Source organism: Stenotrophomonas sp. GZD-301, from assembly GCF_049310345.1.
GTDB lineage: Bacteria > Pseudomonadota > Gammaproteobacteria > Xanthomonadales > Xanthomonadaceae > Stenotrophomonas.
In genome coordinates, this window is record NZ_JBMOWY010000041.1 from 46478 (window position 1) to 72443 (window position 25966).

At 66.8% G+C, this 25966-nt stretch carries 34 protein-coding genes; 1 reads left to right on the forward strand and 33 read right to left on the reverse strand.

The window, feature by feature from the left end; genetic code table 11:
- Positions 1-9: 9 nt before the first annotated feature.
- The 19 genes from ACO6VK_RS11145 to ACO6VK_RS11235 form a co-directional block, all read right to left on the reverse strand.
- Positions 10-357 (reverse strand): phage tail protein, encoded by a 348-nt coding sequence (locus ACO6VK_RS11145; protein WP_422507121.1) that lies wholly within the window; start codon positions 355-357, stop codon positions 10-12.
- Positions 354-3044 (reverse strand): phage tail tape measure protein, encoded by a 2691-nt coding sequence (locus tag ACO6VK_RS11150; RefSeq protein ID WP_422507123.1) that lies wholly within the window; start codon positions 3042-3044, stop codon positions 354-356. The genes ACO6VK_RS11145 and ACO6VK_RS11150 overlap by 4 nt, the downstream gene beginning before the upstream one ends.
- A 237-nt stretch (positions 3045-3281) precedes the next feature.
- Complete coding sequence (locus tag ACO6VK_RS11155) at positions 3282-3698, reverse strand: hypothetical protein (RefSeq protein WP_422507125.1); 417 nt, start codon at positions 3696-3698, stop codon at positions 3282-3284.
- Positions 3699-3701: 3 nt separating this feature from the next.
- Positions 3702-4454: a hypothetical protein gene (locus ACO6VK_RS11160; protein WP_422507127.1), complete on the reverse strand. Its 753-nt coding sequence runs from the start codon at positions 4452-4454 to the stop codon at positions 3702-3704.
- Positions 4455-4488: 34 nt separating this feature from the next.
- A complete protein-coding gene (locus tag ACO6VK_RS11165) occupies positions 4489-4899 on the reverse strand; it encodes a hypothetical protein (RefSeq protein WP_422507129.1) in 411 nt (136 codons plus the stop codon).
- 34 nt (positions 4900-4933) lie between these two features.
- Positions 4934-5251: a head-tail joining protein gene (locus ACO6VK_RS11170; protein ID WP_422507131.1), complete on the reverse strand. Its 318-nt coding sequence runs from the start codon at positions 5249-5251 to the stop codon at positions 4934-4936.
- A gap of 14 nt (positions 5252-5265) precedes the next feature.
- Positions 5266-6024 (reverse strand): hypothetical protein, encoded by a 759-nt coding sequence (locus ACO6VK_RS11175; RefSeq protein ID WP_422507133.1) that lies wholly within the window; start codon positions 6022-6024, stop codon positions 5266-5268.
- Between the two features lie 43 nt (positions 6025-6067).
- Positions 6068-7069 (reverse strand): major capsid protein, encoded by a 1002-nt coding sequence (locus tag ACO6VK_RS11180; RefSeq protein ID WP_422507135.1) that lies wholly within the window; start codon positions 7067-7069, stop codon positions 6068-6070.
- Between the two features lie 78 nt (positions 7070-7147).
- Positions 7148-7834, reverse strand: a complete 687-nt coding sequence (locus tag ACO6VK_RS11185; RefSeq protein ID WP_287248866.1) for a head decoration protein — start codon at positions 7832-7834, stop codon at positions 7148-7150.
- Between the two features lie 2 nt (positions 7835-7836).
- A complete protein-coding gene (locus ACO6VK_RS11190) occupies positions 7837-9210 on the reverse strand; it encodes a S49 family peptidase (RefSeq protein WP_422507137.1) in 1374 nt (457 codons plus the stop codon).
- A complete protein-coding gene (locus ACO6VK_RS11195; protein ID WP_422507139.1) occupies positions 9200-10681 on the reverse strand; it encodes a phage portal protein in 1482 nt (493 codons plus the stop codon). The genes ACO6VK_RS11190 and ACO6VK_RS11195 overlap by 11 nt, the downstream gene beginning before the upstream one ends.
- Positions 10674-10889 carry a phage head-tail joining protein gene (locus tag ACO6VK_RS11200; RefSeq protein ID WP_262071900.1) on the reverse strand — a complete coding sequence of 72 codons (216 nt, stop codon included), beginning with the start codon at positions 10887-10889 and terminating at the stop codon, positions 10674-10676. Before ACO6VK_RS11200 ends, ACO6VK_RS11195 begins: the two co-directional genes overlap by 8 nt.
- 1 nt (position 10890) lies before the next feature.
- Entirely contained in the window at positions 10891-12978 is a 2088-nt protein-coding gene (locus ACO6VK_RS11205) for a terminase gpA endonuclease subunit (protein ID WP_422507142.1), read from the reverse strand.
- Positions 12953-13456: a DUF1441 family protein gene (locus ACO6VK_RS11210; protein ID WP_422507144.1), complete on the reverse strand. Its 504-nt coding sequence runs from the start codon at positions 13454-13456 to the stop codon at positions 12953-12955. The genes ACO6VK_RS11205 and ACO6VK_RS11210 overlap by 26 nt, the downstream gene beginning before the upstream one ends.
- A 463-nt stretch (positions 13457-13919) precedes the next feature.
- Complete coding sequence (locus tag ACO6VK_RS11215; protein WP_422507146.1) at positions 13920-14201, reverse strand: hypothetical protein; 282 nt, start codon at positions 14199-14201, stop codon at positions 13920-13922.
- 1 nt (position 14202) lies between these two features.
- Complete coding sequence (locus tag ACO6VK_RS11220; RefSeq protein ID WP_422507148.1) at positions 14203-14685, reverse strand: hypothetical protein; 483 nt, start codon at positions 14683-14685, stop codon at positions 14203-14205.
- Positions 14682-15125, reverse strand: coding sequence for a hypothetical protein (locus ACO6VK_RS11225; RefSeq protein WP_422507150.1), 444 nt, complete (start codon positions 15123-15125; stop codon positions 14682-14684). Before ACO6VK_RS11225 ends, ACO6VK_RS11220 begins: the two co-directional genes overlap by 4 nt.
- 8 nt (positions 15126-15133) lie before the next feature.
- Positions 15134-15646 carry a lysozyme gene (locus ACO6VK_RS11230; protein WP_422507152.1) on the reverse strand — a complete coding sequence of 171 codons (513 nt, stop codon included), beginning with the start codon at positions 15644-15646 and terminating at the stop codon, positions 15134-15136.
- A gap of 97 nt (positions 15647-15743) precedes the next feature.
- Positions 15744-16508, reverse strand: a complete 765-nt coding sequence (locus tag ACO6VK_RS11235) for a DNA adenine methylase (RefSeq protein WP_422507154.1) — start codon at positions 16506-16508, stop codon at positions 15744-15746.
- Between the two features lie 531 nt (positions 16509-17039).
- On the opposite strand from ACO6VK_RS11235, the gene ACO6VK_RS11240 reads away from it, so the two are divergent.
- Positions 17040-17261, forward strand: coding sequence for a hypothetical protein (locus ACO6VK_RS11240; protein WP_422507156.1), 222 nt, complete (start codon positions 17040-17042; stop codon positions 17259-17261).
- Positions 17262-17296: 35 nt separating this feature from the next.
- Here the strand turns inward: ACO6VK_RS11240 and ACO6VK_RS11245 are convergent, their stop codons facing one another.
- The 14 genes from ACO6VK_RS11245 to ACO6VK_RS11310 form a co-directional block, all read right to left on the reverse strand.
- Positions 17297-18088 carry a hypothetical protein gene (locus tag ACO6VK_RS11245; protein ID WP_422507158.1) on the reverse strand — a complete coding sequence of 264 codons (792 nt, stop codon included), beginning with the start codon at positions 18086-18088 and terminating at the stop codon, positions 17297-17299.
- Positions 18089-18209: 121 nt separating this feature from the next.
- On the reverse strand, positions 18210-19874 hold the full coding sequence (locus ACO6VK_RS11250) for a DEAD/DEAH box helicase (protein WP_422507160.1): 1665 nt from the start codon (positions 19872-19874) through the stop codon (positions 18210-18212).
- A gap of 83 nt (positions 19875-19957) precedes the next feature.
- Complete coding sequence (locus ACO6VK_RS11255; RefSeq protein WP_422507162.1) at positions 19958-20389, reverse strand: hypothetical protein; 432 nt, start codon at positions 20387-20389, stop codon at positions 19958-19960.
- Positions 20386-20592: a hypothetical protein gene (locus ACO6VK_RS11260; protein WP_422507164.1), complete on the reverse strand. Its 207-nt coding sequence runs from the start codon at positions 20590-20592 to the stop codon at positions 20386-20388. The genes ACO6VK_RS11255 and ACO6VK_RS11260 overlap by 4 nt, the downstream gene beginning before the upstream one ends.
- A complete protein-coding gene (locus ACO6VK_RS11265; protein WP_422507166.1) occupies positions 20592-20930 on the reverse strand; it encodes a hypothetical protein in 339 nt (112 codons plus the stop codon). Before ACO6VK_RS11265 ends, ACO6VK_RS11260 begins: the two co-directional genes overlap by 1 nt.
- A complete protein-coding gene (locus ACO6VK_RS11270) occupies positions 20930-21223 on the reverse strand; it encodes a hypothetical protein (protein WP_422507168.1) in 294 nt (97 codons plus the stop codon). Before ACO6VK_RS11270 ends, ACO6VK_RS11265 begins: the two co-directional genes overlap by 1 nt.
- Positions 21223-21954 carry a phage antirepressor KilAC domain-containing protein gene (locus ACO6VK_RS11275; RefSeq protein WP_422507238.1) on the reverse strand — a complete coding sequence of 244 codons (732 nt, stop codon included), beginning with the start codon at positions 21952-21954 and terminating at the stop codon, positions 21223-21225. Before ACO6VK_RS11275 ends, ACO6VK_RS11270 begins: the two co-directional genes overlap by 1 nt.
- Before the next feature lie 56 nt (positions 21955-22010).
- A complete protein-coding gene (locus ACO6VK_RS11280) occupies positions 22011-22532 on the reverse strand; it encodes a hypothetical protein (protein ID WP_422507170.1) in 522 nt (173 codons plus the stop codon).
- On the reverse strand, positions 22532-23062 hold the full coding sequence (locus ACO6VK_RS11285) for a hypothetical protein (RefSeq protein ID WP_422507172.1): 531 nt from the start codon (positions 23060-23062) through the stop codon (positions 22532-22534). The genes ACO6VK_RS11280 and ACO6VK_RS11285 overlap by 1 nt, the downstream gene beginning before the upstream one ends.
- Positions 23049-23528 (reverse strand): hypothetical protein, encoded by a 480-nt coding sequence (locus ACO6VK_RS11290; RefSeq protein ID WP_422507174.1) that lies wholly within the window; start codon positions 23526-23528, stop codon positions 23049-23051. The genes ACO6VK_RS11285 and ACO6VK_RS11290 overlap by 14 nt, the downstream gene beginning before the upstream one ends.
- A gap of 97 nt (positions 23529-23625) precedes the next feature.
- On the reverse strand, positions 23626-24639 hold the full coding sequence (locus tag ACO6VK_RS11295; protein ID WP_422507176.1) for a YdaU family protein: 1014 nt from the start codon (positions 24637-24639) through the stop codon (positions 23626-23628).
- Positions 24636-24839 carry a hypothetical protein gene (locus ACO6VK_RS11300; protein ID WP_422507178.1) on the reverse strand — a complete coding sequence of 68 codons (204 nt, stop codon included), beginning with the start codon at positions 24837-24839 and terminating at the stop codon, positions 24636-24638. The genes ACO6VK_RS11295 and ACO6VK_RS11300 overlap by 4 nt, the downstream gene beginning before the upstream one ends.
- 164 nt (positions 24840-25003) lie before the next feature.
- Positions 25004-25330 carry a hypothetical protein gene (locus ACO6VK_RS11305; RefSeq protein WP_422507180.1) on the reverse strand — a complete coding sequence of 109 codons (327 nt, stop codon included), beginning with the start codon at positions 25328-25330 and terminating at the stop codon, positions 25004-25006.
- Positions 25327-25935, reverse strand: coding sequence for a hypothetical protein (locus tag ACO6VK_RS11310; protein WP_422507182.1), 609 nt, complete (start codon positions 25933-25935; stop codon positions 25327-25329). The genes ACO6VK_RS11305 and ACO6VK_RS11310 overlap by 4 nt, the downstream gene beginning before the upstream one ends.
- Between the last annotated feature and the right edge of the window lie 31 nt (positions 25936-25966).

Below are 25966 nucleotides of genomic sequence, written 5' to 3' on the forward strand. Positions count from 1 at the left end.
GAGGGCTCCTTATGGCTGGAAAGTCTGTTCAAACTTGCAGGTGATCCGGATATAGCCCTCCAGCTCATCCACGGCTGAGAGCTCTCGGCACTTAAACAGCGCCTCGTGGTCGCCTGGAGGGGTCCAAAGGAACGATTCACCGAGGCGCCGGCGCGCACGCAAGAACGCCTTTGCGGCTGCCATCTGGTCGTCCACTTCGTGGCCCCAGAGCTCGATGTCCCAGATCTGCTTCTCGTTGTTGATCCCGTCCGGCGACTCCTGGGAGTACCCGTCGCCGAACTCAACGAACCTTGTAACGGCCTGGTACTCCACCCTCGGCTGCTGACTGTAGAGACGCCACGTGAATGTCTGTTTCATCGCCGGTATCCCGCCTGGTAGAGCACCCCGCCGGGCCGAAGGTTGCGCATCGCCCAATCGTTGATGGCGCTGTTGAAGCTTTCCTTGACGAGATGGGCAGATACCGCAGGCTGTTCACCGCCTTCAGTGCCGCCTTTAAAGGTCAAGTTGCTCTGCAGCGTGATGCTTCCGGCCTGGACCGTCGGATCGGCCCGCGTCGCCACCGCGCCGCCGTCCGTGTAACCGCGCAACCCCTTTCGCATCGCTTCTACGATTCCAACCCCACCAGCGCGCGCGATATCCGCCTGCGACCACACCACTTCACCCTTGTGGACGACGCCAGCTGGCTCGAATTTCCCGCCATCACCGGTGTAACCGCCCGAAGAGAACCCCCAGGATCCAGAGAAGAGCGAGCCGATGGTCCCGGTGTACTCACCGCCGAAGGACTTCGCGAACCCCATAACCGCCTGTCGATACTGGATTTTGGCCAGGTCGGCGAGGACTGACTTGGTCATATCGGAGAAGCTGAGCTTGCCATTGGTGGTGAACGTCGCCCAGGCTTCCTCGAAGCCGCTGAACACGCTCCCCACTACGCTTCCCATCTGCTGGGCTGCGTTGGAAGCGGCCTGCCGATAGTTCTCCCACGCCCCGACGGCGCCGAGAAGCCAGTTGCTTTCGGCGGCCTGCAGTTCACCGTAGCCATCGCGCACGGCCTGTAGGCGATCCAGCGTCTTGGCGAGCAGGATCACCTTTTCCTCATCGAAGGTTGACTGGTCGATCTGACCCGCATTGCGCTGCAGCGTGAGCTCCCGGAGCTTTTCTGCCTGGTCGGCGTACGCCTCGCTGAGCTTTTGCTGTATCTCGTACTCGCGATCACCCATCCCAACCCGCTGGACCTGGGTGGATAGTTGGCGCTTCAGCGCCTCGTTGCTCGCGTCCAAAGCACTGGCATAGGCTGTGATTACATTGGCCCTGGTGTTCGCCGCAGCACTTTCCTCTGTCGTGAGCACCTGAAGCGCTGCTGCCCCCTCGATTCGCAGCTTCGCAAGCCGCGCCTCCAGCTCACCGATCTGCCGGTTGACGTTGATCGCATCCTTCCCCGTCACTGCCTGCTTCTGCAGGAAGGCGATCTGCTGCTCCAGCGAACTGGCTTGCGCGTCGGTTCCCTGCTGAACGAACGTCCGCATACGGCTGTAGTACTCCGCCGCGGTGATCTCTCGGGCCGAGAGCTGCGCGCGCAACAACTGTGTGCCCGCAGTGATCTGCGCTTGCTCGGCTACCAGGTCATCCTTGTAGCCCTGCAGTCCTGCCGAGCGTGAAGCCGTCCCCGTGCCCGCCGTCGGCTTCTGCTCGTACTTCTTCTCGATCGCCGCAACGGCTGCCGCGCGACGCTCTTCGATTACCTTCACCTCTCCCAGGAGCCCCGCCGCCTGGGCGCGACGCCGGGCCGCCGCAGCCTGCCCGTTGGCCTGCTCCACCTCCTTGCGCTTCTTTTCCTCCTTGCTGGCTTGGGCGCTCAGGATCGTGTCCATTTCCGCGACGAACTCCGCGGACGCCTGCTGAGCGGCCTTCACCTCGGCGTCCTTGCGCTCCTTGATCAGATCGGCGGCGATCGCCTTGATCTTCGCGGAGCGTGCCTTGACGTCCCGCTCGATCGCTGAAATCACCATCGGGTTGCGCGCGGTCAGATCATCGGAGGCGGCCAGTGCATTCAAGCGGGCAACGTCGCGCCGGTTGTCCGCGAGCATCTTCTGCATCTGGGCGGCCTCCGGCCCGAAGCCCATATTGTTCTGCATCACCGCCCACGCCTTGCTCGCTTCGACGAAGATGTCCTTGAACCCGCGGACCACCGGATTCTGGCTGGCGCGCACCCGCGCGAGCGCCATGACCGTCTCGTCGGCAGCGGCACGGGTGATGACGGTCGCGGCGTCCTGGTTTCGGCCTTGATCCTGCAATGCCTTCACCTGCTCGTAGAGCGCGACGGTCATGAAGTTGACCTGCTCATTGAGCTTCTGGGCGTTCTTTACCGGGTCCTGGGCGAGCTTTCCGTACAGCGCCACGGTGTCGTCGATCGCCTGACCGGTGACCTCCTTCATGGCAACGGCAGCTGCCGCCACAGCCTGCATGTTCTGGGCCGCAATGCGACCGTTGTCGCCGATGGCCTTCGCTGCGTCCTCGCCGACGCCCGCAGTGACGCCCATCGCCTCACTGGTGCGCTGGGCCAATGTGACCAGCGTTAGCGACGTGGCGGCCGCCTCGTTGCGCGAGAGCACCAGAGCCCTGGTATATGCCTCGGCCTGCTTCTCCGCGTCGTACCACGCGTACACAACCAGGCCGACGGCCGCCGCAGCAATGGTGTACGGGTTAACCATGCCCAACAACGCGGCGGATACGCCCTTCAAAGCCGGCTCGATGCCCCCGAAGCTGTCCTTGATCTGGCCGCCCTGCTGCAGGAGCACAGTGAACCACGGCATGCCACCTTGGATGCTGGTGATGACGTCCGTGAACTGAGCTGGCAGCTGCTGCATAGCCTGCGCGGTCTGGCCAGCAGAGACGCCGAGGGCATTGATTCCGTTCTTCGCCGGGATCGGCCGCGCAGCTTCGCTACGAACCTCGCGCAACTGGCGCGTGAGCAGGCCGAGGCCTTGGCGAATGTCGGCCAGGTCCGCGCTGATACGGACGCGCAGGTTTGCCGAGGGCTCAGCCATTGGTCATGGTTCCTTTCTTGTGCTCGGCCGGGGACTGGTGACTTAGGGCCGACAGGAAGAGCTGCCAGTCGGCCGCTGGTGCGCACATGGCCATGCGGGTCGCCACAGCCAGATCAGCGAGGCGCTCGCGATCGTCCTGGGCGGCGGCTTCGGTGAATGCCCGCAGCTGGGCGAGCGTGTAGGTGAGGACGTCGCGGCGGCCGTGGCCGCGCGCGATCAGGTACTGGACGAGGTCGGCTAACCCGTGCTGGTCGCCGCCGCCGGATTGGCTCCCGCCGACCTGGCCGCTTGGACCAGACGCAGCAGCCGGCGGGCAAAAAAATCCCGGTTCAGCCCGACAACCGCTTCGAGCAGGTCCGCGACCTCGTCCAAGGTGCCGCCGGCCACCCATTCCGCGTCGCGGCCAATCGCGACAGCCAGCGCCTTCGCCACTTCCGGCCCGTCCTGCTCGAGCAGGTCGAGCAGGAGCGCGCCGACCTCGACCGGGCCGGCATCCTCCACCACGCCGGCCACCATCGCCACGCGGGCGATGATGGTGCGGCTTGCAGCGATGAAGGGGCCGATCTGCTCCAGCCGCAGCGGCGTCACAGTGACCTGGGCGCCACGGAAGGCGACATGTCGAGCGGGGGGCGTAATCACTTCCAGGTCGTCCATGACTTACTTCTCTTCCTGCCAGTAGAAGTAGGCCGAGGTGTCAGGACCGGTGGCCTTGGCGCTGTCCTTAAGCACAGCTCCCGGCACGCTGCCACCGCCGAACTCGTTCCCGATCAGGCCCATGCTCTCGATCAGGCCACCGCTGACCTTGTGCGCCACCATGCGCACCAGCTTTCCACCACGGGCCTCGTTGGCGCCGTAGAACTGCATCTCGTAGAACTTCTGCGAGGTCACGCCGGCCTCGACATGGCCCAGTTCACCGTGCTTGTAGCGGACACGCACGTTGGGCTCGTCCGCTACCGGCGCCGGAATGGTGGAGTCGGCCGGAATGAACAGCATTCCCCGCTCGAAACGGTAGTCGCGGCCTTCCTCATACTCGGTCGTGCCGGTCGAATCCTCGACCATCGTGATGCTGCTGGCCAGCTTCTTCAGCGGCACGAACGACCCCTTCGCCGCGACCGCCGGCTCGTCGTCGACGCTCGCGGCAGCGATGTTGCTGGCCTTGCCACGGGTGGCACGCGCGAAGTTCGCGGATTTGAAGTCGTGGAACGTGTAGTTCAGGTTGTAGCCCGTCACCCGATCGACGCGATTGGCGGTGCCGCCGCCCTGGTTCCGGTAGTCGGCCAGTTCGATGGTGGTGGTCTGCGGCGCCAGCGTGTAGGCGGAGACGTTGCCGATTTCGAGGAACGGCTCGCCGCTGTTCCACTCGCGGATCAGAATGATACCGCTGCCCAGGTAGCTGTGATCTTCGGCCATGTTGGCTCTCCAAGTTGTGCCGCTGCGCGGCGGATCAGTTTTTCGGGATGTTCGATTGATAGGTGAGCAGGACGCCCACCCAGCCGGCGCCGGCTTTCTCCGGCATCAGCGGCTCCATGCCCACGTAGACCGGCACCTGAATGCCGGGCGGGTAGTTGCGCGCCGACTCGCGGCTATCCAGTGCCGCTTCGACGTCGGTGACCAGGTCATCGAGCGTGGCCTGGTATTCGTCCGTCCCGGACGGCACCTTCGCCATCACGCTGACGGTGGTCAGCCGGTGGCTGTTGACCTTGGCCGGGTCCGTGGCCCGTTGTTGCCTCTCGACAACGGCAGTGAGCAAGGCAGCCGTGTCCTGGTCACCCGGCCGGGGCTCAAGCGTCCAGCCGCCGCCCGCGTCGGTGAGGTAGCCATTTGCCTTACTGATCGCCTGCAGCGTGACGCCCATCGCGTCCAGGAGCTTTCGCCGCGGGCTCGGCGGGCTAGACATTGGATACCTCCCACTGCTCTGCGGACGCATCGCCGCTCAGCTTCTGCTCCAGCTTCAGGCGGCGCCCTGTGGCCTCAATGGCGACGATTCCACCGCTGCGCGGCGTGACCTCGGCAAGCTGCAACCTGACCCGGTCATACCGTGCAACCACGGTGGCCGGATCGTCGTCGGTGAAATCCTGCACGCCCTCGTCGAGCAGCGCAGTGCACGGCACTGGCTCGGCACCAGCACCCGGCGGGGTGTAGGTGGCCGCGTCGGCGACGCCGGCGGCACGGAATGCCCCGAACGCAAGGGCATCGAAGGACTGCATGAATGCTTTCTGGCTCAACGTAGCGGCCTCGCGGTCAGCATCGCTTTCTCCAACTCGCGCTTGAGGAAGAAGGGCATCAGCTTCTTCCACGTGTCCTCGGCCATCCCGAAGATGTCGTAGCGCGGGCGGTATCCGGCGGTGTTGGTGAAGATGAAGATGGACCGGACGCCTGAGCCTTGCCCGATGCGTTCGTAGACGCCCGGGCGTAGCGCCCCCTTGCGGGTGGTAAGCACGAAGTACTCACCGTCGCGGTTGTTTTTCTTGCCGCGCCGGCGCTTTTTGCTGACGTCGGTCTGGTTCTGGTAGCGGTCCCGCTGGGCCCCGAGCTGCGACAGGATCTTCGTGACCTGGCCGGCCGGCACGTTGCCGTACTGGTTGGCCTGAGCACCACGCCCCATCACCGCGAATTGAGTCGGGGACAGGATGCCCCTGCTCTGCAGCAGCCGCTCGAAGCCTTTGCGGCGCCGCTGGCCGCCTTCCACCTCAGCCACCAGGTACTTGGATGGAGGCGTGCCCTTGAACGCCTCGTCCCGGATGAAAATCTCTGCGTAGGGCTGGGCCTTGGTGGCCTTGCGGTACATGGCGGCGTTCACCGTGAGCGGTGTCGGCCGGTCGAAGACCCGCGGCGCCTGACGCTTCCAGCGCTCGCGCACCTCGTAGGCCACCTTGTTCGCGGCTTGCGCCGCGGCGAAGGGAAGCTGGCTCTGCTCCAGCTCCGTGAGCTGCCGGCCCAGAATGTTGTCCGGATCTACGGTGATTCGTATCTGTGCCATGTCCCCTCCAGCCCGGCCCGCCGAAGCGGGCCGGGCGCGCCGCTTACTTGGCGCCGGCCTTCAGGCGGATGACCGCATCGGGGCGGGTGTTGATGTTCAGCGGGTTGGACTGGCTTTCCAGCTCGATGCCCTTGTCCATCCGCAGCTTTGCGGTCTTGCTGTAGTACGGCAGACCCACGTCGCGCACCGTCTCCAGGTAATCCGCCGGCGCGAAGCGGGTGAGGAACATGTCCGGAACACCCAGCGGGAACGCGATCGCCTCGTTGTCGGCGATCGCCAACTTGCCGCCGCTGCTGCCCTGCAGCTCTTCGAAGATCACGTCCCCATACACGAAGCCCTTGCGCAGGTCCGTGCGCAGAGCGGCGCCGTCCTGCCAGCGCTGGTAAGCGTCGCGCACCTCATCATGCTCAACGAGAGCATCGAAGAACCCGGGACTGCAGAACACGTGGACGCCGGTATACGGAACGTCGCCGAGCTTGCCCTCGATCGCACGTTTGATGGACACCGTCTTGGCGCGAACCCGGGTCTCGGGCTTGTTCAGCTCCATGCCGATGGTGACCTTCTGCATGTCGAACTCCTCGTAGAAGTCGACGATCACCGAGCCATCGGCGTCGAGCAGCTTGCCCTGCAACGCGCCCATGCGGTGGTACTCGATGGTGTAGTCCAGGTCGCGCTTGTGCACGGCCTGGAGCTTGTTGACCACCGCCGCGACGTTGGCACCTTCCGGGTCGGTCGGGTTCCACACGCCCAGCAGCTGGTCAGCCATGACCGTCGAGCGCTGCGGCAAGTGGGTGGTTTCCAGCAGCTTGACCTTGCCGCGGTCCAGACCCTTGGGCTGGCCGGGGGCACCACGCGCGGCGTTGGGCACGAGGGTCAGCTTGTTGTTCTCGATGCCGATCCTGACGACCGTGGTGCCAATCAGGCCGTCTTCCTGGAACAGGCGCATGTCGGCCAGCCGGGTGGAGATGCGCGGCAGATTGTTGATGTAGGCGTTCAGGGATTCGACGCTCAGCACGCCCAGTGCCAGAAGGGTCTGCAGATCCATAGTGTTTGTCTCTCTCGAAAGGGGATACGAAAAAAGCCCCGCAGATGCAGGGCTTTTGAGGTGAAGCGGTGGCGGCGGTTACGGTCCGGCGGCGTCGATGGTGATGGTCTCGGTGGCCGCCTCGTCCAGGTCCGGCGCCGTCGCCTTCAGGGTGTAGTCGCCGGCCGCGCTCAGGGTGGCCGCATCCCAGGTGACCACCCCGCCAACCGCCGCCTTCGCGCCACCGCCGGCCAGGTTGCCTGCGCCGGTGGCCTTGGCCAGGGTCACGCTGATGGCACTGCCAGTGACCAGGGCGCCGAACACGTCCTTGACGTGCGCGACGATGGGGGACAGCGGCTCGCCGGCGGTACCGGTGAGCGGGGTGGTCACGAACACCAGGTGATCCGCCGCATTGGAGGCGATCGGCTGCTCGGTCCAGCGGGTGATGATCCCGGACTCGGCCAGGCTCAGCGCTGCCAGCAGCTTCTGGTCGGCGGTCACGCCCGGCGCCCACACCAGCTTCTCGCCGAAGACCTCGGCATCGCGCGCTACGGCGGCACCCTTCACCGCCAGGTCCGCGATGTCGGTGCCGGTGTCCACGGCGCCATACAGCACCTTCACCGCGTCGGCGCCGGTGGCGGCGACGGTGTTGTCCGCCTTGAGCAGGGTGCCTGCGCGGAGCACGCCCTGCCCCGCCGGAATGCGGATCAGCTCGCGGCTACGCTCGCCGCCGGCTTCGGAGAGCAGGAATTCGCCGGTACGGGGGCCGGCCAGGGAGATTTCCATCGTCAGTTTCCTCGGTTCTTGTAGATGTTGGTGGGGTCCAGCTGCGCCTTGATCTGGGCGACTCGTTGATCGGCCATCGAGGCCGGTTGCGCGGTGATGACCTGGGTGGCCCGGCCTTCTTCCGCCTTCATCGACAGCAGCTGCGTACGCACCGTGTCGAGGTCGGTGTTCTTCTCGATGAAGCTGGCGGCGAGCGTCTCGTCACCGCGCAGGGTGGCGGCGCATGCGTCCTGCACCGCCGTCGCATATTCAATCGCCGCCTCGGCGGTTTCCCCCGGCTGGGCCTGACGCCGCAGCACCGCCACCGCGAGCGCCGGCGGCAGCTCACTGGATGCGACTGCGGCTGCCAAGGCAGCTGCCGGGTTCTCCACGACGGCAGCAGGCGGCGCGGGTGCGGCGTCCGGCACCGGAGGGGCTGCCGCTGCCGCTACCGCTGCCTCCGCCTCTTCGTCCTGTTCGGGGTTGCCCGGCGCGGGCGGCGGTGCAGCTTCGGCGGCACCGAGGTGCGCGATCAGGTCGTGCCAGGTGCCGAGCCGGGTCGCAAAGCCCACCGCCACGGCAGCCTGGCCGCGGTAGCAGGCCGCCTCGGTGGCGCTCACGGCATCAGCCTCCATACCGAGATTTCGTGCCACGGTGTCGACGAACATCGTGCGCATGTCCTCCAGATCAACCATCGCCTCGGCATGCGCTTCTTCGCTGAGCGGGAAGTTCGGGTTGAAGTCGACCTTGCGGGCGCCTGCGAACAGCGGGGTCACCTTCAGGCCGATCTGGGCGTTGTTGCCGCTCCAGTCGTGGTGGTAGCGGACCACGCCTACCGACCCGACGCCGCCGGTGCGGCTGATCCAGATCTCATCGCACGCCGACGCAAGGGCGAAGCCGGCCGAGTAGGCATGGTCATCGACCAGCGCATACACCGGCTTCCGGCCACGCGCCTCGAAGATGTGGTCGACCAGGTCGAAGCAGCCCGACGCCATACCACCCGGCGTATCCAGCCGCAGGATGATGGACGTCACCGCATCGTCGTTCAGCAGTTCGTCGAAGGTGTCGCGCACGGCGGCATAGCTCACCGGCCCCGAACCACTGGGGCCGGGCATAGGCCGGTTCACCATTGCACCGGACAGGTTGATCACACCGATCAGGTTCTGGGCAACGCCAACCGGCTGACCATCGGGGCCGGACACCTCGAATCGGTCAGCCTTCAGCACGCTGTCGTCGCTGGTGACCTTCCCTTCCAGATAGCCACCCACCAGCGCTTCGCCGATGGACGGCTGCACCAGCAGGGGCTGATTGAGGACCGCGGCAGCGAGCGAGGCCACCACGGGCGCACGGCTGCCGCGACCCAGCATTCGGGCCAACAGGCCAGGCTTACTCGTCATCGTCATTCCTTTCATCGTCGTTGGCGCCAGGGGCGCCGGGTTCGTCGTCCTGCCGGGCACCGGAGGCATTTGTTCGCCTCGGGTCGCTGTCGTAGCGAAGCCCGGCCGCATCTGCACGTGCGTTGTCCAGCGCCTGCTCGGCGTCGACCTGTTCGGGATCCTCGCCAGCGCCCAGCACCACCTTCGAGCGCGATCTGAAGCCGGCACGGACTGCCTTCAGCTCGGACGTGACGTCCTGAACCGGGTGGCTCCACGGCCAGCCTTCAGGAACCCAGAGCGTCTCGGTGATTTCATCGCGCAGCGCTGCGTAGCGCGGCACCTTGAGCAGGCCGGCCAGCACGGCCTGGTCGAAGAAGGCATCGCGGACCCGCTGGCAGAACATGGGGATCATGTAGAGCCACTGGTCCTGCTCGATCACCCTGCGGAACTCGTTCAGGATCAGACGAAGCGCCCGATCAGAGACGTTGCGCAGGTCACCGGTCAGCACTTCGTACGGCACGTCCTGGCTCGCACAGATGGCGAGCAGATGGCCCCGCAGGAACTCGGCGTAATCTGCCCCCGCGCTCGGTGGGTTCGCAAACTCGACCTTTCGACCCGGCGGCAGCTCCTGCAGCGTCCCCGGCTCCAATCCACCGATGGCGGTGCCGTCAGGATCTTCACCGGTGACCAGGTCACCGACCGCCGCGCCCTCGTCGCTATCAGCGCTGGGCTCGGTGGTGATGAAACCAGCGAACAGGTTGGCCAGCGCCTGCCGCTCCAGCACCGCGTCATCGAGACGGTCCAGATTGAACATGCGCAGCAGCGCCGGGGCCGATCCTGGCACCCCGCGCATGGCGCCGGCGCGGTTCGGCCGGTACAGATGCAGCACCTGCTCGGCCGGAACACGGACCAGCTCATTCCCGTTGACCGCCACGTGCAGGTCACCGGGGTGCTCGCGGTACATCCAGTAGGCCACGCGACGGCCGATTCGATCGACCTCGATGCCCTGCCGGATGACGTTGCCATTGCTGGCCACGCCGTTGTAGTGCTGCGGACACTGCTCCGATTCGATGAGCTGGACCTGCAGGGGCACCGGCAGGCCGTCCTCCGGCAGTCGGTATCGGATGCGGGCAAACACCTCGCCGGCCTCCTTCCACTCGCGCCAGGCCAGCGCCTGCAAACCGGCCCAGTCCAGCACGCCATCGGCGTCGGCGTATTTGCCCCAGCGCTTCCAGAGCTTGGCTACACGCTGCTTGTGCGCGCTGTTGCCCCAGATCGGCTTCGCCTGGATGCCGGTGGCGATGCCGTTGGACACGCTCTTGTTGAGCGCACTGACCATCCACGGGTCATTCCGGGCCAGGTGCCGGGCACGCGCCAGCAGCGTCGGAAGACCGAGCAGCGCCGCGTTGGGGCCCAGCGACACCGGGCGGAACAAGCGCAGCCTGCGGCCATTGCCTGCGGCGCGGTAGCTGCCTTCGGACACGTCAGACATTGCCGGTCCCCGACTGGTAGAGCCGCACGATGCGCGGGCGCCGACGGACACCGCTCGCATGGCCGAGCTCGTCGCGCATCTGCTTGAGCAGCTTCCGCATCTCGGCCAGGCTGTGGTACGTCACGGTGCGGTCTGCGTACCGGACGCTCAGCACGCCCGCCGAGATCGCGCCCTCAAGCTGCGTGACCTGCTCTTTGGTGAATGCCATATCAGCGTCCCAGGTAATTGCTTCGGATGACGCGTCGGGTGCGAGTGCGCGGCGGCGCTGCCGGCGGTGCGTCCTCTGCCCTCACGTCAGGGTTGTCGTCCCACGCTGCGGCCCAGGCCGGTGGCGTAGTCAGGTTGATTGCCGGCACGTTCAGCCACAGCGCCAGCCCTTCGGCGTAGCCGGTCAGATCGAATGCCTCGTTCCGGCGGCCGGCCAGGTTTTTCCACCCGTTCGCGGTCCGCGATTCGGCGGTCAGTTCGGCGTAGAAGGCCTCCGGCAGCCAGTCCGGGAAGTGGTAGTAGCCCGGGCCCGGCTCGGCTCGCTTTACGTTGGCGTCGACCGTGTCCTTCAGTCGGTCGACGTTGAGCAGCAACTGCGGCACGTCGCCCTTCGAGCCGGACTTTCGATCACGCCGTTTGCGGCTGTCGGGGAAAGTTTCCCGGAACAAGGCGGCCTCGCGCCGGGCTTCGCCCTTGACCAGGCGCACCCTCGCGTGCAGCTGCCGCTCCTTGAGCGAACGCCAGAACTCCAGCGCCCGAACCGACGTGCCCGCCTTGCCGCCCCAGTCGATGCCCACGGCGCGCATCGGCATGCTGCGCCCGGTTTCGTCATCAAGCGGGTAGCGCCGGCTGACCACCTTCTCCACCAACCGTTCCCAGTCCTCCAGGTACTTCGGCGGGTCCAGCGGAAGGAATCCACCCGAGCCATCCTCGCGCTTGGACGTGCGCAGGGTGAAGGAATCCACCACCCAGCGCTCCAGCTGTCCGGATTCGCCAACGCCGAACCCCAGCACCAGGACCACGAAGCGGTTGGCCTGGACGTCGACGGTGGCGATGAGGAAGCGCACGCCAGCAGGGACTGTGCCTGCCGGCCACACCTCGGCCCGCTCCTTCATCTCGTTCGGGTCGCTGGCCGAGCGCGCGGCCATCGGCACGTAGTTGATCGCGCCGTCAACGTTGTGAGTCGTCTTGAGCGGTCGCTCTTCACCGGTGGTGGCAAACGTGCGCAGAGCCTGCAAGTAACGCTCGATCAGCGATTCCCACGACTGGTAGGCGGCTGCGACGCCGCCCAGCCAGTAGCTGGCGATGCGCGCCGCCGGCCGCTCTCCAGTTACCGTCCCGTCTGCATGGACCAGCTGACCTTCAGCCGCCCAGACGCCGGCCCGGTTCATTTCATCCTTCCACCGGTGCTGGAGTCCCACGCCGCAGTTGGGGCAGTGCAGCAACGAGTAGTGCCGAGCCATCTTCTGTACGTCGTCCAGCACCACACGCTCCAGCAGTTCCTCCATCGGCGGGAGGGCGAAGCCGTCGTAGCCGGGCGCTGCCTGGAACCGCTCACCGCACTCGGGGCACGGCCAGTACCACCGGCGCCGGTCACCGCGCGCATACAGCGCGGCGATGCCGGCAGCAGGCGGCCCCTGATGCGGGTGACTGGGCTTCCATGCGCCATCGGCGTAGTCCGTAGCGGGGCTGGACTCGGCCACCACCATGCCGGCGGACATGTAGGTCTGCGTGCGCTTCAGGGCAAGCCCGAAGCACTCGTCGATCGCCAAATCGCCGGTGTAGTTGTCCACGTCGGTCATCAGGACGTCGTGGATGTCCTTGCCCGACAGCACTGAAACCGATGGCCAGCCCATGCGCAGCGACATGCCCGACCGAAAGAACTTCAGCAGGATGTTGTCGTCGTGCGCCCTCGGGCTCAACCTGGAGCGAAGCTCGTCACTTGCCGCGATGCTGCGCGAGATGCGCGTTTTGCTGTAGTCCTCAGCCGCGTCCTTGGACATCTGCACGACCATCGCATCGGCCGGATTGCAGGTGATCAGGTACGCCAGGCGGGCATCAATCAGCGAAATCGTCTTGCCAGAGCGGGCCGGACCAACGAACACCACAGCCTCGAAGTGCCGGCTACCAGTGGTATCCAGCGGCTCCACCATGTAGGGCGTGGTGTTCGCGTCCCACGGGCCTGCTGCACCGGCAGCGTTTGCCACCTGCAGTACTCGTGCGCCTTCACTGACTCGAATCCGCCGCGGTGGTCGGATCATCTCGGCAACGCCGAGCCGCACGTTACGCGCGGTCGCGTACGTCGTCATCGGTAATGTCCTCGTACATCGACTGGCGGACGCGGTCGCACTCGTCCTGGACCTTGACCACCTGCTCGGGGGTCAGCCCAGCCTTGCGCTCAAGCACGTCAGGCAGCGTGTCGAAGAACTGCACCACCTTCTTCACCAGCTTGGCGTAGTCGGCTTCCACCTCCGCGGCTGGGACCAGCTGCCCAATGGTGGACTCCACCTTCAGGCGCTCGTTCTCGGACTGGTAGTAGGCGCGACGTTCCATCGGCGGAAGGTCGCGCGGGTCCACCACGCCATCTGCGCCCAGCGCCATCCCAGCCGTTGAGATCAGCGCAGGCGCGGCGTCGACCAGGCGATACACGTCGTGGCCGGCGCGCTTCGTCAGCGGCGGAACTCCGGCCTCCTTGAGGCGCTTACTGGCGGTCCGTCGGTCGATGCCGAACTCATCCGCCAGGCGGGCGACGGACCAGCCTTGGGTGAATTCGCGGATGTCAGCCATGTCCTACCCGATGCGCAACCTATTCAGCTCAGAAAATGCGGTTTCTCCGGGGAAAACACGCCAAATGCGTGCCCTGTGGTGGAGCACTAAGGGGCCGAAATACTGTCAATCACCGGGGTCCGAATTCCCCCCGGTGGCTGTGGATAAATCCCAGGGGCCCCGCCCCATTCAGCTTTCTGTGGATAACCTGTGGGCATTAACAATTCCCTTCACACCGCAGCGCGTGGAACATTCCGCGTGGAACGCGGCGTCTATCTGCCGCTGTGGATCGGGCTCTGGGGCCGACGCGCCATCACCACGCGGCCCTTGGCGCGCGGCGGCGCGTCCAGCGCAAGCACTGCGCCCATCAGCAGGCAGGCAGCCGCGAAGCACGTCACCGAAGCCGCAGTGCTCCTGTCCGCCACCCACAGCGCTGCGCCAACGCACGCCACAGCGGCAGCCCATGCCGCCCATGCCGCGCGCCTCATCGGATTCGCTCCGGCACGGGCTTGCCCTGCACCTGGTCGATGCCGTCGAGCTGCGCCTCGTACTGCTGGAGACAGCGCTTGCGCCCGTTGGACACGGAGAACACCTGCGACGGCATCCCTTCCTGCTCCCACTGGCACCGCCGGCGCAGATCGGCATCGATGGGGACGTAGACCAGCACGGGCATCTCGATGAGAGCGGGCGGCGGCGGGTTGAGCGGGGCGGGAGCGGACCGGCACGCGGCGAGCAGCGCAGCGGTGGTAAGCAGGATGATGCGCATGTCAGTACCCCTTCAGTGCCGGGCAGGCCGAATCGAGCAGCTCTAGCGCTGCCTTGCAGGTGTCGGGCCGCTGTTCGTAGCGCCCGCGCCAGGTGGATGCCTCCTTCTCGGAAGCCTCGATCTTGCCGGCCAGGCTCTTCAGTGCCGCCGCGCTCTCAGCCTTGAGGGCCTTCAACTTCTCGGCTTCTGCCCTCAGTGCGGTGGCGACTTCGGCCAGGCGCTGATCGCGCGTGTACACGTCGGCCTGCAGTCGGGCGGCATCGGCCGTCCAGTCGGCCCGGACCTTGATCACCTGCGCGCTCAGGTCGCGGATCTTCTGCTCCCTCTCCCAAGCGGTCAAACCGGAGACCAGGCAACCGAAGGAGAGAACCGCGCAGACCACCTTGAGTTTGCTGCCGGGCTTGCGCAGCCACACCAGCGCGTCAGTGACAGCTCCGACGATCAAGCGCCACAGCGCGCTCAGCAACCGCAACATTTCGCTCATGGCCTATCGCCTCCGATTGCGCCGGTGGCTCGTTCCACCAGGCGGACGTAGCTGGGCAGCAGCCGGCGAATCAGCACGCCAGACAGGCCGGCCAGCGGCAACTGAGGGGCGCCGGCAAGGTCGTGCCAGACGTAGCCGGCTACTGAGATGGTCCACGCAGCGACGATCGCGTAGCCCACGACCGCGACGCCGAGCGCCAGCCAGCGCGCGGCCGTCTGCAGCCATCGGTGCCCACGCCGGCGCCCAGCGTCGGCCGCCATTCGCTCGGCGTCCTTCTCGGGCAGCAGCAGCACGCCGATCAGCGCTCCGGCCATCGCCACCAGCAGCACCGACTGCGGCACGCCCAGGATGATGCGTTCGGCTTCGCGCAGGGCGTCCGCCGTTGCAGGTGCGACCACCGCGGCAGTGAACGTGCCGACGGCCAGCTTCAGAGTGCTCACGGGCTCGGTCACGACACGATGGCCCCGCCCGCCTTCCGGTAGACGGCCAGCAGTGTGTCGAGCGCGTGCTCGGGCTGCCCGTAGCCAGCGCCGGGCAGGCTCGCCCAGATGTTGCGCACCGCCGCGATCGCCTTCGTGATCTTCCCCGCCTGGATCAGCGGCAGCGCGCGGCGCTCCCGGATCAGTTGAATTGCCCAACGATCCTGGGACAGCGGCCCGAAGTCCGGCAGCTTCAGCTGCGCGCGGTAATGCGCGTAGTCCCTCAGCATGAACTGGTATCGGCCGGACGCGTTGGAGGTCAGGCCCTTGCTGTTGATCACCTTCGACTTGCGCCCCCGCGAGAACGGATGCACCGAGTAGTCGGTGAAGATCTCGGGCGCACGATCGACCCCGGTCACGACCACGTCGTAGCCCTGGTCCTTCGTCGCCGGGCTGGTGCTGGTGCCTTCCGCCCACGCGAGCATGTCCAGGAAGGCAAGCACGTTGGTGCCGCCCGCTTCATTCGCGGTGATCTTGGCCATCGGGTTTCCTGCAAAAGGCGCCCGCCCCGCTGCCGGCTGGGCGCGAGGGTTGATCCGGTCTGGGGACGGGCAGTTAGGTCGGCCGGGCTGCGCCCGGCTACGTGGTGTAGATCATCTCGGTGCGCGCCACGCCCGCTCCACCTCCGACGGTGTAGCGAATCGGCACGCTCACCTTCTGGAACCTGTCGAACAGGCGTCGCATCGCAGGGTGGTCGTTGATGGTGAGGATCGCCCTGCCCTTCAACGAGGCCATCACCGCGGCCAGCTGCTCGTACTGCTCCATCAGGAACGGCTCGCCATAGCCTGTCGTCTCCCAGTACGGGGGATCCAACAGGAACAGGGTCTCGGGCCGGTCGTACTTCTCAATGCACCGCTGCCATGTCAGCTGCTCGACCACCACGCCTTGCAGGCGCAGATGCGCGTCGCTCAGATCCTGCTCGAGCCGCAGCAGGTTGATGCGCTTCGCCGCGGTCGGCCCCACGCCGAGCGTCTGCCCTTCCAGCTTGCTGCCGAAGCTGAGCTTCTGCAGGTAGTAGAACCTCGCCGCGCGCTGGATGTCCGTCAGCGTCTCGACGTTCTGGAGCTGGGCCCAGCGATACATTTCGCGGCTGGTCAAGGACCACCGGAAGTGGCGAACGAACTCGTCCAGGTGATTGGCCACGACGCGATAGAGCCGAACCAGGTCACCGTGCGTGTCGTTCAGCACCTCGATCTTTGCCGGCGCGCGCTCGAAGAGCATGGCAGCACTTCCGGCGAAGGCTTCGACGTAACAGGTGTGCGGCCGCTCATTGATCAGCGGCAGGAGGTGTTTCGCCAGGCGTGTCTTGCCGCCCGGCCAAGGGAAAATGGTCTTGGTCTTCAAAGTCTCAGCTACTGCGACATTTGTTAAGCAAACTGCACGCGCTCTCCGGAGAGCGGCAGGGCTTAGGTCAATGGCACGCGGCTGAAACGCGTGTACTGCGGCGGCGCCCATGTGCCTGCAAGCACGTGGGCGTCGCCCTGCTATTGGTGGATGGGCCGGCGACCGATCATCCGGCTTGGGTTGGCTGCCTGCATTGCAGCGGGCCCGGGGCCTTCGCCCGGTCGGTCTGGCCAACTACCTTCGAGGGCTCAGCCGGTGGTCATCCGGCGGCCATCCGTGTGTCAGAAACGACGAACCGCAGGTGACTGGACCTCCCGAGTCCAGGCCTGCGGCCGTTGCGGGGAAGCCGGAACCTCGCCCACGATAGGGAATGTGGACCACTTCTGGTTCCCGATGCAACTGCGGTAAGTTTCGAGGCGAATGCGGTAAGGTTCCTTACCGCATTCGACCGAATGCGGTAAGTTTCGCGGCGACTGCGGTAAGGTTCCTTACTGCGGCGCCGTCCACATTACCTACAGGGGGCGTTTCGTCATGAGCAACACTGTTCAGATCGACAATGTCTGCATCGTTGTCAGTGCCATCGAATCCATAGATCATCGTGATCAGGCTGCCCTTGTAGTAGTCACCTTGGCGTCTGGAAAGGCATTCACGTTCGCGCACGCAAGCGAAGAAGCGTCAGCCGAGACCTTCAAAAGCTTGAAATGGTTGGTCAAGGGCGAAACCGGCACCGCTGCGGAACTTCGCACTGTCTGATCCTTTGGCCCGGTGAGCTGGCGATAAGTACCGGCTCATCGGGCGAACAAGCGGACCTTGAACTCCTGCCTGCCATCTTCCAGCGCCTGCTTCAGTGTCGCTGCCGCGATCGCGTACACCCGCAGGTAGTCCCCCTTCCGCATCTTCACCGCCTTGGCGGCGGCGCTTGCAGCCACACGCCCCTCCGGCCAGACCAGGTCGTTGACCGCGTCCTGCAGCACCATGCGCATGCGCCACCGATCCGCTGCGTCATCCAGCCTGAGCGCCGGCTTCACCCCACCCCTGTTGCCGTGGCTTACCTGCCGCATCATCCGTCGTGCCGCTGCGCGGCCGAGGGCGACCAGCGAGGCACCTTCCCCGCGGCGTGCGACCGCAAGCACTGCCTGCTTGGCCACCGGGTCGCGCATGAGGCCGACAGCACCGGCAACGTCCGCCGATGTGAGTGGCTGGCTGCTGGACCGCCCTTCCGTCGGCAGGCGGAAGCTCCCGCCGACCAGCATCCGCGCCACCAACTCGAGCGGATCCCGCTGCAGGTCCTTCTCCAGGTTTGCCGAGGCCGGCCGTGCCCGACGCTCCTGTGCCGCCGGCGGCAGGTGGTACGGCTGGCGAGCCCACGACTGCGCCGCATCCTGCTCAGCGCGCGAGCCCGTGCACAGCGCACTGTGGGCTCCGCAGGCCGAGCACACGACCTGGGCGCTGCAGCGGCCGGATTGGCCGCCGCGCACGCGGCAGCGCACGCGGTCGCTGCCGCAGTTGCCGCAGCCAGCCAGCGCCGGTGGTGCCGAAGTCACGGCCGCCATCAGGCCACCCCACAGTCGGCTACCCATTTGGACTGCCCGTCGATCCACACGTCCCACAGGCTCCCGTCCACGCGGCAGCGGATTGGGCCTGCCCGGCCTTCCAGGTAGAGGTGGTGCGCTGCCTCATCGAGGCTGGGGAAGTCGTGAATCATCGGGTGGTCTCCATAGGTGTCACGTTGCTGGGTTGCAGGGGAGCGCCCTGCTTTTGAAGGAACTGCATGGCCAGCGCGCGCAGCTGGTTCTCGCCGACGTCCAGCCGCTCGACCAGGTGTTCGCCAGGGCTCCGGACGCCTTCGATCTGCTCCCGCTTGACGCCGAGCACGTCGGATACGACCGGGTCGCTACCGCTGTCGGAGATCAGGAAGTACGCCATCACCGGCTCGGTTTGCCCGTCGCGGTGGACGCGGCCAATGCACTGCTCATGCACGCCCGGAGACCAATCCAGCTCACCGAACACGGTGGTGCTGCACACGTGCTGCAGGCCATCGATGCCCGCTCCGGAGCGCAGGCTGATCAGCATCACGCGGCTGGTGCCGGCGATGAACGCCTCCTTCGCTGCCTGCTTCTGGCTCGGCGACTCGCTGCCCGTGTACATGACCGGGTTGAACTCGGCCAGCTTCTCCTGCCAGATGCTGTAGACCTCGCGGTGCCACCCGAAGAGCAGCACCTGCTGCCCGCTCTCCAACAGTAGGCGCACGAACTCGGCCACGTAGGGCGCCTTGGCCACGCCCGTCGCCTGGCGCAGCAGCCGATCGAACTCGCCGGCGGCCTGCATCTTCTCGCCCCGGTACTGCTCGTTGGCCCGGAGGATGATCCGCGCCAGTGCAGCGGCGTCACCGGTGATTGCGTCCAGCGCCTTGGAGTCAGCCTCCACCTCGTGTGGGATCTTCGACAGCTCCGGCAGCTCGCGACCGACGTCCTTGCGAGTCCGGCGCAGCATGATCCCCTGGCGCCGCAGGTACTGGCCGAACTGCTCGGCGTCCTGCAGCTTGGCCTTCTCGCCCGGGGCGGCGATGCACCACTCACGGAGGAACTCTTCATATGTGCCCAGGCAGCCTGGAAGCAGCGGGTCGACCACGTGGAAGAACTCGCACCCGTAGTTGTAGATGGGGGTGGCGGTCAGTCCCATGCGCAGCCGGGCTCGGCCGGCCAGGTGCCGGCACGCGCGATGGATGCTGCTGTCCGGGCTGCGCAGCTGCTGGCATTCCTCGAACACCACGTACTGCGCAATCTCGGCCAGCGCCTCCGCCCAGCCCCTCAGCTTGTGGTAGCTCACCAGGATCACGTCCGGGAGGGTGTCCCACAGGTCCTGGACACGCTGCCTGGGCTGGCGCACCAGCGGATACGGGCTGCCCTTTCGAACGTGGTGCACCCGCAGCTGCGGCGCGAACTCGGCCAGCTTCTCCGGCCAGTGGTTCGGCAGCGCAGCCGGGTAGACCACCACCGCCGGGAGGTTCGCCGGCAGCGCCATCGGGCAGATGCCGGTGATCGTCTTGCCCAGCCCGAGGTCGTCGGCCACCAGCAGCCCGCCGCGAATGCCCAGCTGCGCCCCGGCCGCGCGCTGGTACTCGCGGGGCGGCTTTGCCAACGCGAACTCGGGGACCGGCAGGCGACCTGCAACCAGTTCGGCCAGGCTGCGTTCCATGTCCACATGCTCGTCGGCCAGCTGCTGCAGCGCGCGCTGCGCTTCGATGTTCATCTCCAGCGGGTAGCGCTGTGTGAACCACTGCAGCTCCCGGCTGTTCTCCGGCGTGGCGGAGAGGTCGATATGCGCGGCCGCGTGCTGCTGGACTCGGGGAAAAACGCGCTTCATCCGCGCCCGCACCTGGGGTTCGCAGATCACCCGCCAGATCCGGCCGGCAGCGCTGTAAAGGAGGGTTCCGTAGGTGGTCTGCATTACAGTGCCTGCCTCTTCAGGCGGATGATGTTGAATGCCTTTCCCTGCCAGGCAGGGCGCGCAACCAGCGGCTTGTCGCCCCAGCGCTCGGTGGTGGCCAGCAGCACGCCGCGCACCTGCGGCAGGTTGATGTATCGCCCCACCTGCCGCAGTGCGTCGGCGAGCGATCCGGCCACTTTCACCTCGATCACCAGCCCGTCCAGCCAGAAGTCGGCGCGGTTGTTGGCGTCCATGCGGTATTCCCGCACGTGCTCATGGCCGGCCTGGCCCAGCACAGATGCCAGCGCCTGGTGCAGCTGGACCTCGGACCCATATCGGTAGCCGAATCCGGCGAGCAGCCGGCCGATGGCCTGCAGTTGCATTTGCTCTTCGGCTGCCCTGCCCTCGTGCACCTTGGGCACGACGCGGCGCCCTACGACCAGACGCGTCATCGCCGGTCCTTCGCCGCGCGGCTGGCCGTGGAAGTTTCAACGGCGATCAGGACCGCCAGCAACACCGACAAGCTGACTGCGGCGAATCGGCCGAATGGCCCCCACGCCGTGGGGAGCCAGCTGGCGGCGACGAACGCGCCCAGCAGGTACAGCATTCCCGTCACCAGACCCCATGCAAGGAATCCAAGGATGAAGTGGCGCATCAACCCACCTCCGGGCGAGCGGCGAGCATGGCGGCCCATACCCTGCGAGCATCGCTGTGACTTGCCGCCCACGCTGTACAGCAGCTGCAGTGACCGCCGACTTCCTCCCAGGTGGCGCGATCCAGCTGAGCGTCGGTAGGGTCCAACGGCACCAGCACGTAGCCCTCGGGCGGCGTGAGGGCGGCGATGATGGCGCGGGCCGCCCTCTCAGCGTCTCGGACCCACCCAAGCTCCGGGTTCAGACGCCCTGAGCGCAGGTGCGCCGCAACCATGTGCAGCCCATCGCGCGTGTATTCCGCAGCCAGCAGCTCCCGCGCCCGCATCTCGATGACGTCCATCAGAACACCCCCGGGCGTGCGGCGAGCATGGCGTTCCACAGGGCGCGCTGCCGGCGTCCAGACTGATCTTGCAATCCGGGGGGAATGGCGGCGTCCATCATCTGCTTGGTCGGTTCCACCGGCACGAGCACGTAGCCCTCGGGCGGCGTGAGGGCGGCGACGATCGCGCGCAGCACAAATTCCTCATGCGCCCCAAATCTGCGGCCCGGGGCGAGCGGGCACAGCTTGCTGTACCCGTTCACGTCGTACTGCTGCTGCCACAGCTCCCGCGCCCGCATCTCGATGGCGTCCATCACTTCACCTCCGTGGTCAGCTGCAGGCCTGTCGCCGCGTCGGCGTGGGCCCAGGTCATGTGCCCGCGATCGATCTTCTCGCCCAGGCGGGCCAGGCCCTTGGCGGTCACCAGCACCTGCTCGTGCACGCGCTCAACCTCGTCATCGCCGCGGCGAACACAGGCCTTATGCACCAGCAGACCCTGCTGCAGGCGCGCCTGGTACGCCAGCCAGTTGCGGCTGCCAGCCCGGCGGTACACCCATTCGTGCTCGGCCAGCCATGCGAACAGCTGGCGCGGCTGCACCTGCAGCATCTTGGCGGCGGTCGTGATGTTGAACGCCCCGTCAGCGCGGCTGATCCGAGCCAGCGCGCGCACCTGCGGCTCCTGGTACTGGACGCGCGCTTCGAGGATCTCGGACCTCTCGCTGAAGGTCAGGAGCAGCGCGCGCAGGGTGGCCGGATCGGACAAGGCCTGCATGGGATCCGGCGCCGGGGCGCCGGCCACCAGCTGGTCGTAGGCACGGATGACCTGCAGGTGGAAGCTCGGGCTGATCCACATGGCGTAGGCATAGACCAGCTCCCGCGCGACGAAGCTGCCTCCGTTGCGGCCGGCCACCGAGTGCACCGGGTAAAACCGGGAATCCCCGGAGTTGGCCATCTCGGCCACCAGCTCTTCGGTCTGCTTCAACCGCTGCCAGTCGCTGGGCTGGTGGCGCTTGGCGCCGCCGGCGGCGCGGTGCAGATCTTTCAGACAAAACCCCTCCCCGCCACCTCAACGCACCCCGGCGCCCCCGATCATCATCTCGTTCAAGAGAACACCTCCGTTTTCCAGCCACCGCCGGGGGCGCGCTGGACTGCCAGGAATCGGAATGGGTACATGGCGGCGGCTACCTTCACCTTCACCCGGGCGTCTTCCTCCCAGAAGCCCTTCACCTCGTGGGCCTCGAGCTCGCCGTCCTTCGTCATGACGAAGAAGTCCACGGTCAGGTGCGTCTTCTCGGCCAGCTTCAGCTTCACGGACTCGAACCGGTGCCAGACGATCTCGCCGTCGCGCTGCAGCTGCGCCAGGTGCTCGGCGTAGGCAGCCTCTGTTTTGTTCATCTCGCCGGCGACGTGACGCGGGCGACCGCGCGCGACCTTGCCGCTGGCGCTCGCGCCATCCTGGCCGCCGGCGCCCACCGGCCGGTAGGCGCGTTCAGTGGTGGTGGCAGCTGCAGCGCTGGGTGCCGCCGCAGCGGCGGCCTTCTCGTGCAGCCGGCGCATACCCTCCGGCATGTCCTGCACGCTGGTGTACCGCAGCGCGCGGCGCGGGGTTGCCTTTCCTGCCATCAGTGGGACACCTCGGTGACGCCCCACACCCGCATGGCGCGCTGGCGGAACGCGTCGAACTCCTCGCGCGCGCGCTGTTGCGCGGCTTGGTGCTCCCGGTCCATCTGCTCGAGCATGCAGTCGAACTCGACGTTCAGCAGCGACATGAGCTGCGGCAGGGCGAGGCCGCGACGCACGCGCTGATCGGGCGCCGGCGCCAGGTTGGGCATCCCGAGCTGCTGCTGGCCGGACGGCGGAAGCGGCGGGTTCGTCACCCGGCCGGCATCGGTTGCTGCCCAGGTGGCCACCGGCCGCCCGTCGCGACCGCTGGCGCGGTTCTCGCATCGGCGGACCAGGCCATCGGCGTCCAGCTCGCGCAGGAGGCCGGCAACAGCAGCCGTGCTGAGCAGCATGGCCTCGCGCGGCGCGCCCGCCTCCAGTGCGGCGTTGCCCGTCAGCTCGAGGGCTTCTGCCGCAGTGCAATCACCGTGGATGCCCAGGCAGTACAGCGCCAGCTGCCGCTGGTAGGCGCGGATTTCAGCCGGCTCCATGTGCGCCTCCGAACCCGAGGTCGGCGGCCGCACGGGCCATCGCCGCGCGCGCCGCATCACGGTCGCGCACCGGCGCCGGCGTCACCGACGGGGGCGGCAGCGCCGCAGCAGCGGCCGGCACGGCGCCGCCGTCCATCACGTGCTTGACCGCGCGCTCGTAGGCGTCAGCCAGCATGCGCTGCTGCTGGAACCCGCTCTCGGCCGATGCATAGGCGTGCAGGTCCAGCTTCGACCGCACCAGCACGGTAAAGCCGCTTTGGGCCTGCCCCGGGCGCATCTCCTGCTCGACCTCCGGCAGTGCCGGCAGCATCAGGCACATGGCACGGAACCGGCCCGGATTCGGCGGCCACTGCAGCGCGGCGCGGAGGCAGCTTGCCAGGCCATCCGCGACCTGGCGCGGGGTGATACCTGCCAGCACCTGCAGCCAGATCTCACCGGACGACGTCAGCAGGCCCTCATTGTTCACCGGGCCCAAACCATTCTGGCGCACCCAGTTCCCCGGGAACATTGCAGCCATCCGCTGCCACACAGTCCAGAGCATGCCCACCGCTCGCGCATCCGGTTCAATGGATGACTTCGAAGTCGGCATCGATGACGTCGCCGACAGGCTGGCCAAGTCCGTCTGAAGCTGCGCGCTTTTCGTGCAGGCGCTGGTATTCGGCGACGTGGTCGGCAGAACCGAGCTGAGGGGTTCCATTGGGGCCTCCGGTGGTGGTGGTGGTGTTCATCGGCGTGGCGCCGGCGGCGTGGCGGCTTCGGGCGGTTTGGATTGCCCAGGCGAATGGCTTGCCGGGCGGGGACGGTTTCGACAGCCCCTCGGTGACGGTGTCGCGCAGGGTCTCCGGCGTGACGCCTTCGGCGATCGCGGCGACGAGGTCCGGATGGCTGGGGTTCGTCGTGTGGCAACCGGCCTGCCGCATCAGCACACACGCACGCCCCGCCTCGGTCATGCCGCCTAGAGATCCTTGAGCGTGCAGTGATGTATCTGGAGTAGAGGTGGGGTCTGGGGTCTGGTTACCCGTGTTCACACCCCCTGTCACACCCTCTGTCACACCATCCGTACCGCGTGACATGTCACGCACAGTCACGCGTGACAGGGCCGAATTCGTTGCGTAGTCACTGCCCGTTACATGCGTGACATGCAGCGCGCGCAGCTCGCTCATGCTGGCCATCCCATCCGGCACGATGCCTTTTGCTCGCAGGTCCTCGAACATCTTGGTTCGCCGGGCACGGGTGCGCGCCTGGCGCTCCGCCTCCGTTCCTTTCTTGGCGTCGTTGCGCTCTTTGCCGCCGGCGATGCGGGCTTGTGCCTTAGCGATTTCTTCGTCGGCGCGACCGTTGTGGCGCAGCCCGTCTTCCGACACCGGGAAGTAGCGATCCGCCACCTTCTTCACCGCCGCCTTGTCGCTGCTGGTGGTGGCGCCGGCGATCACGAACAGCTCGCTGAAAGCCTCCGGCAACGGCGTCTCTTCGGCGTAGTAGGCGAGCATCAGGCGCAGGTAAGCGCCGTGCTCGGTCAGCGACAGCCGGCTGGTATCGCGCAGGTAGTCGCCGGGGTACAGCTCGAAGTAGTTCATGGCCCTGCCCCATCGACCGATGCCGTGCGGCCGCAGCGCAGGAGCGCATGCTCGTTGGGCGGCAGCTGCTGCAGCCCGTAGGTCTCGCCCAGCTCGCTGCGCCAGCGGTAAGCAGTCGCGCGGCTCACGCCGAAGCGGCGGATGATGGCTTCCACGGTCGGGAACTGCTGCAGTTCAACCGCCCAGCGCATGAATTCCATGATGATGCGCGTGCTGCTGTAGCCAGCGAGGTCGTGCTGGGCCCTGTTCGCAGCTGATTGCACCACGGGTTGGGGGGCGCAGAGCGGCGCGGTCACCAGCGCGCGGTCAGCGGCGCCAGCGTCACCAGGGAATTGACCGCGAAGACCGAGAGAGGCTTGAAGGTTCATCGGCCCCCCTTGGCCCCAGCGAGCAGCGCCAGTTCCTGACGAACAGCGTCGCGCACGCGCCCGCCGGCAGGCAGCCGTCGCTTTGCGGCGGCCGGATCGTCGATGTCCTCCAGCGCTCCCATCCAACGGTAGGCCGTCGCGCGCGACAGCCCGAACGCTACTTGGATCGCCTCGGCCTGTAGCGGCCGAGACTGCTCCCTTGCCCACAGCACCACGGGCACCATCGGCAACAGCGGGATCACACCCTCGGGGATGCGCCTGCCAGCGGCATCGAACTCACCCACCACCGTTATTGCCCAGCTCACCAGCAGTGCGCTGCTCATGGGCCGACTCCAGCCGCTGCCACGCCGCGCGGCGCCAGCTCTTGGAGGTGGGTGGCCACGTAGTGCTTCACGGTGACCAGCTCGGCCTGCAGTTGCCCCAGCTCGTCCTGGGCGCGGCGCAGCTCCGGGATGTCCTTCGCGCAGATGCGGCCGTCGGCGAGCACCTGCGTCAGCGCTTCCAGGCTGTGACCGAACTCGACCGACAGGCGGGCCACGCCGAGGACGCCGGCGTGCGGCTCCATCAATGGAATGCGCGCGCCCAGGAATCCGTAGCGCTGGGCCAGCTCTCGGGAGCAGGCATCCCGCCAGTGAGGCGGCAGCGCGCGGATCCACGATTCCTCGAGGTCGACCGGCATCTTGACCGTGCCGTTGCGGATGCGCGCGATGATCTGGCCGTTGGCCTTGATCGCGCGCTCGACGCTGTCGGCATCGCTGCCGGTGTGGAACTGCAGGATCCGCTCACCGGGCGCCACTTCCGCCATGTACTGCTCGGCGATCGCCTGGGCCAGGCTGGTATCGGTGTGGCTGCTATTGCGGATGGCGTCGGTGGTGTATCGGAACACCACCGACGAGCGGGGCTCATGGAACTGAGGGTCAGGCTTCATTTACGCACCTCGGGAGGCGATGCAGAGTGGT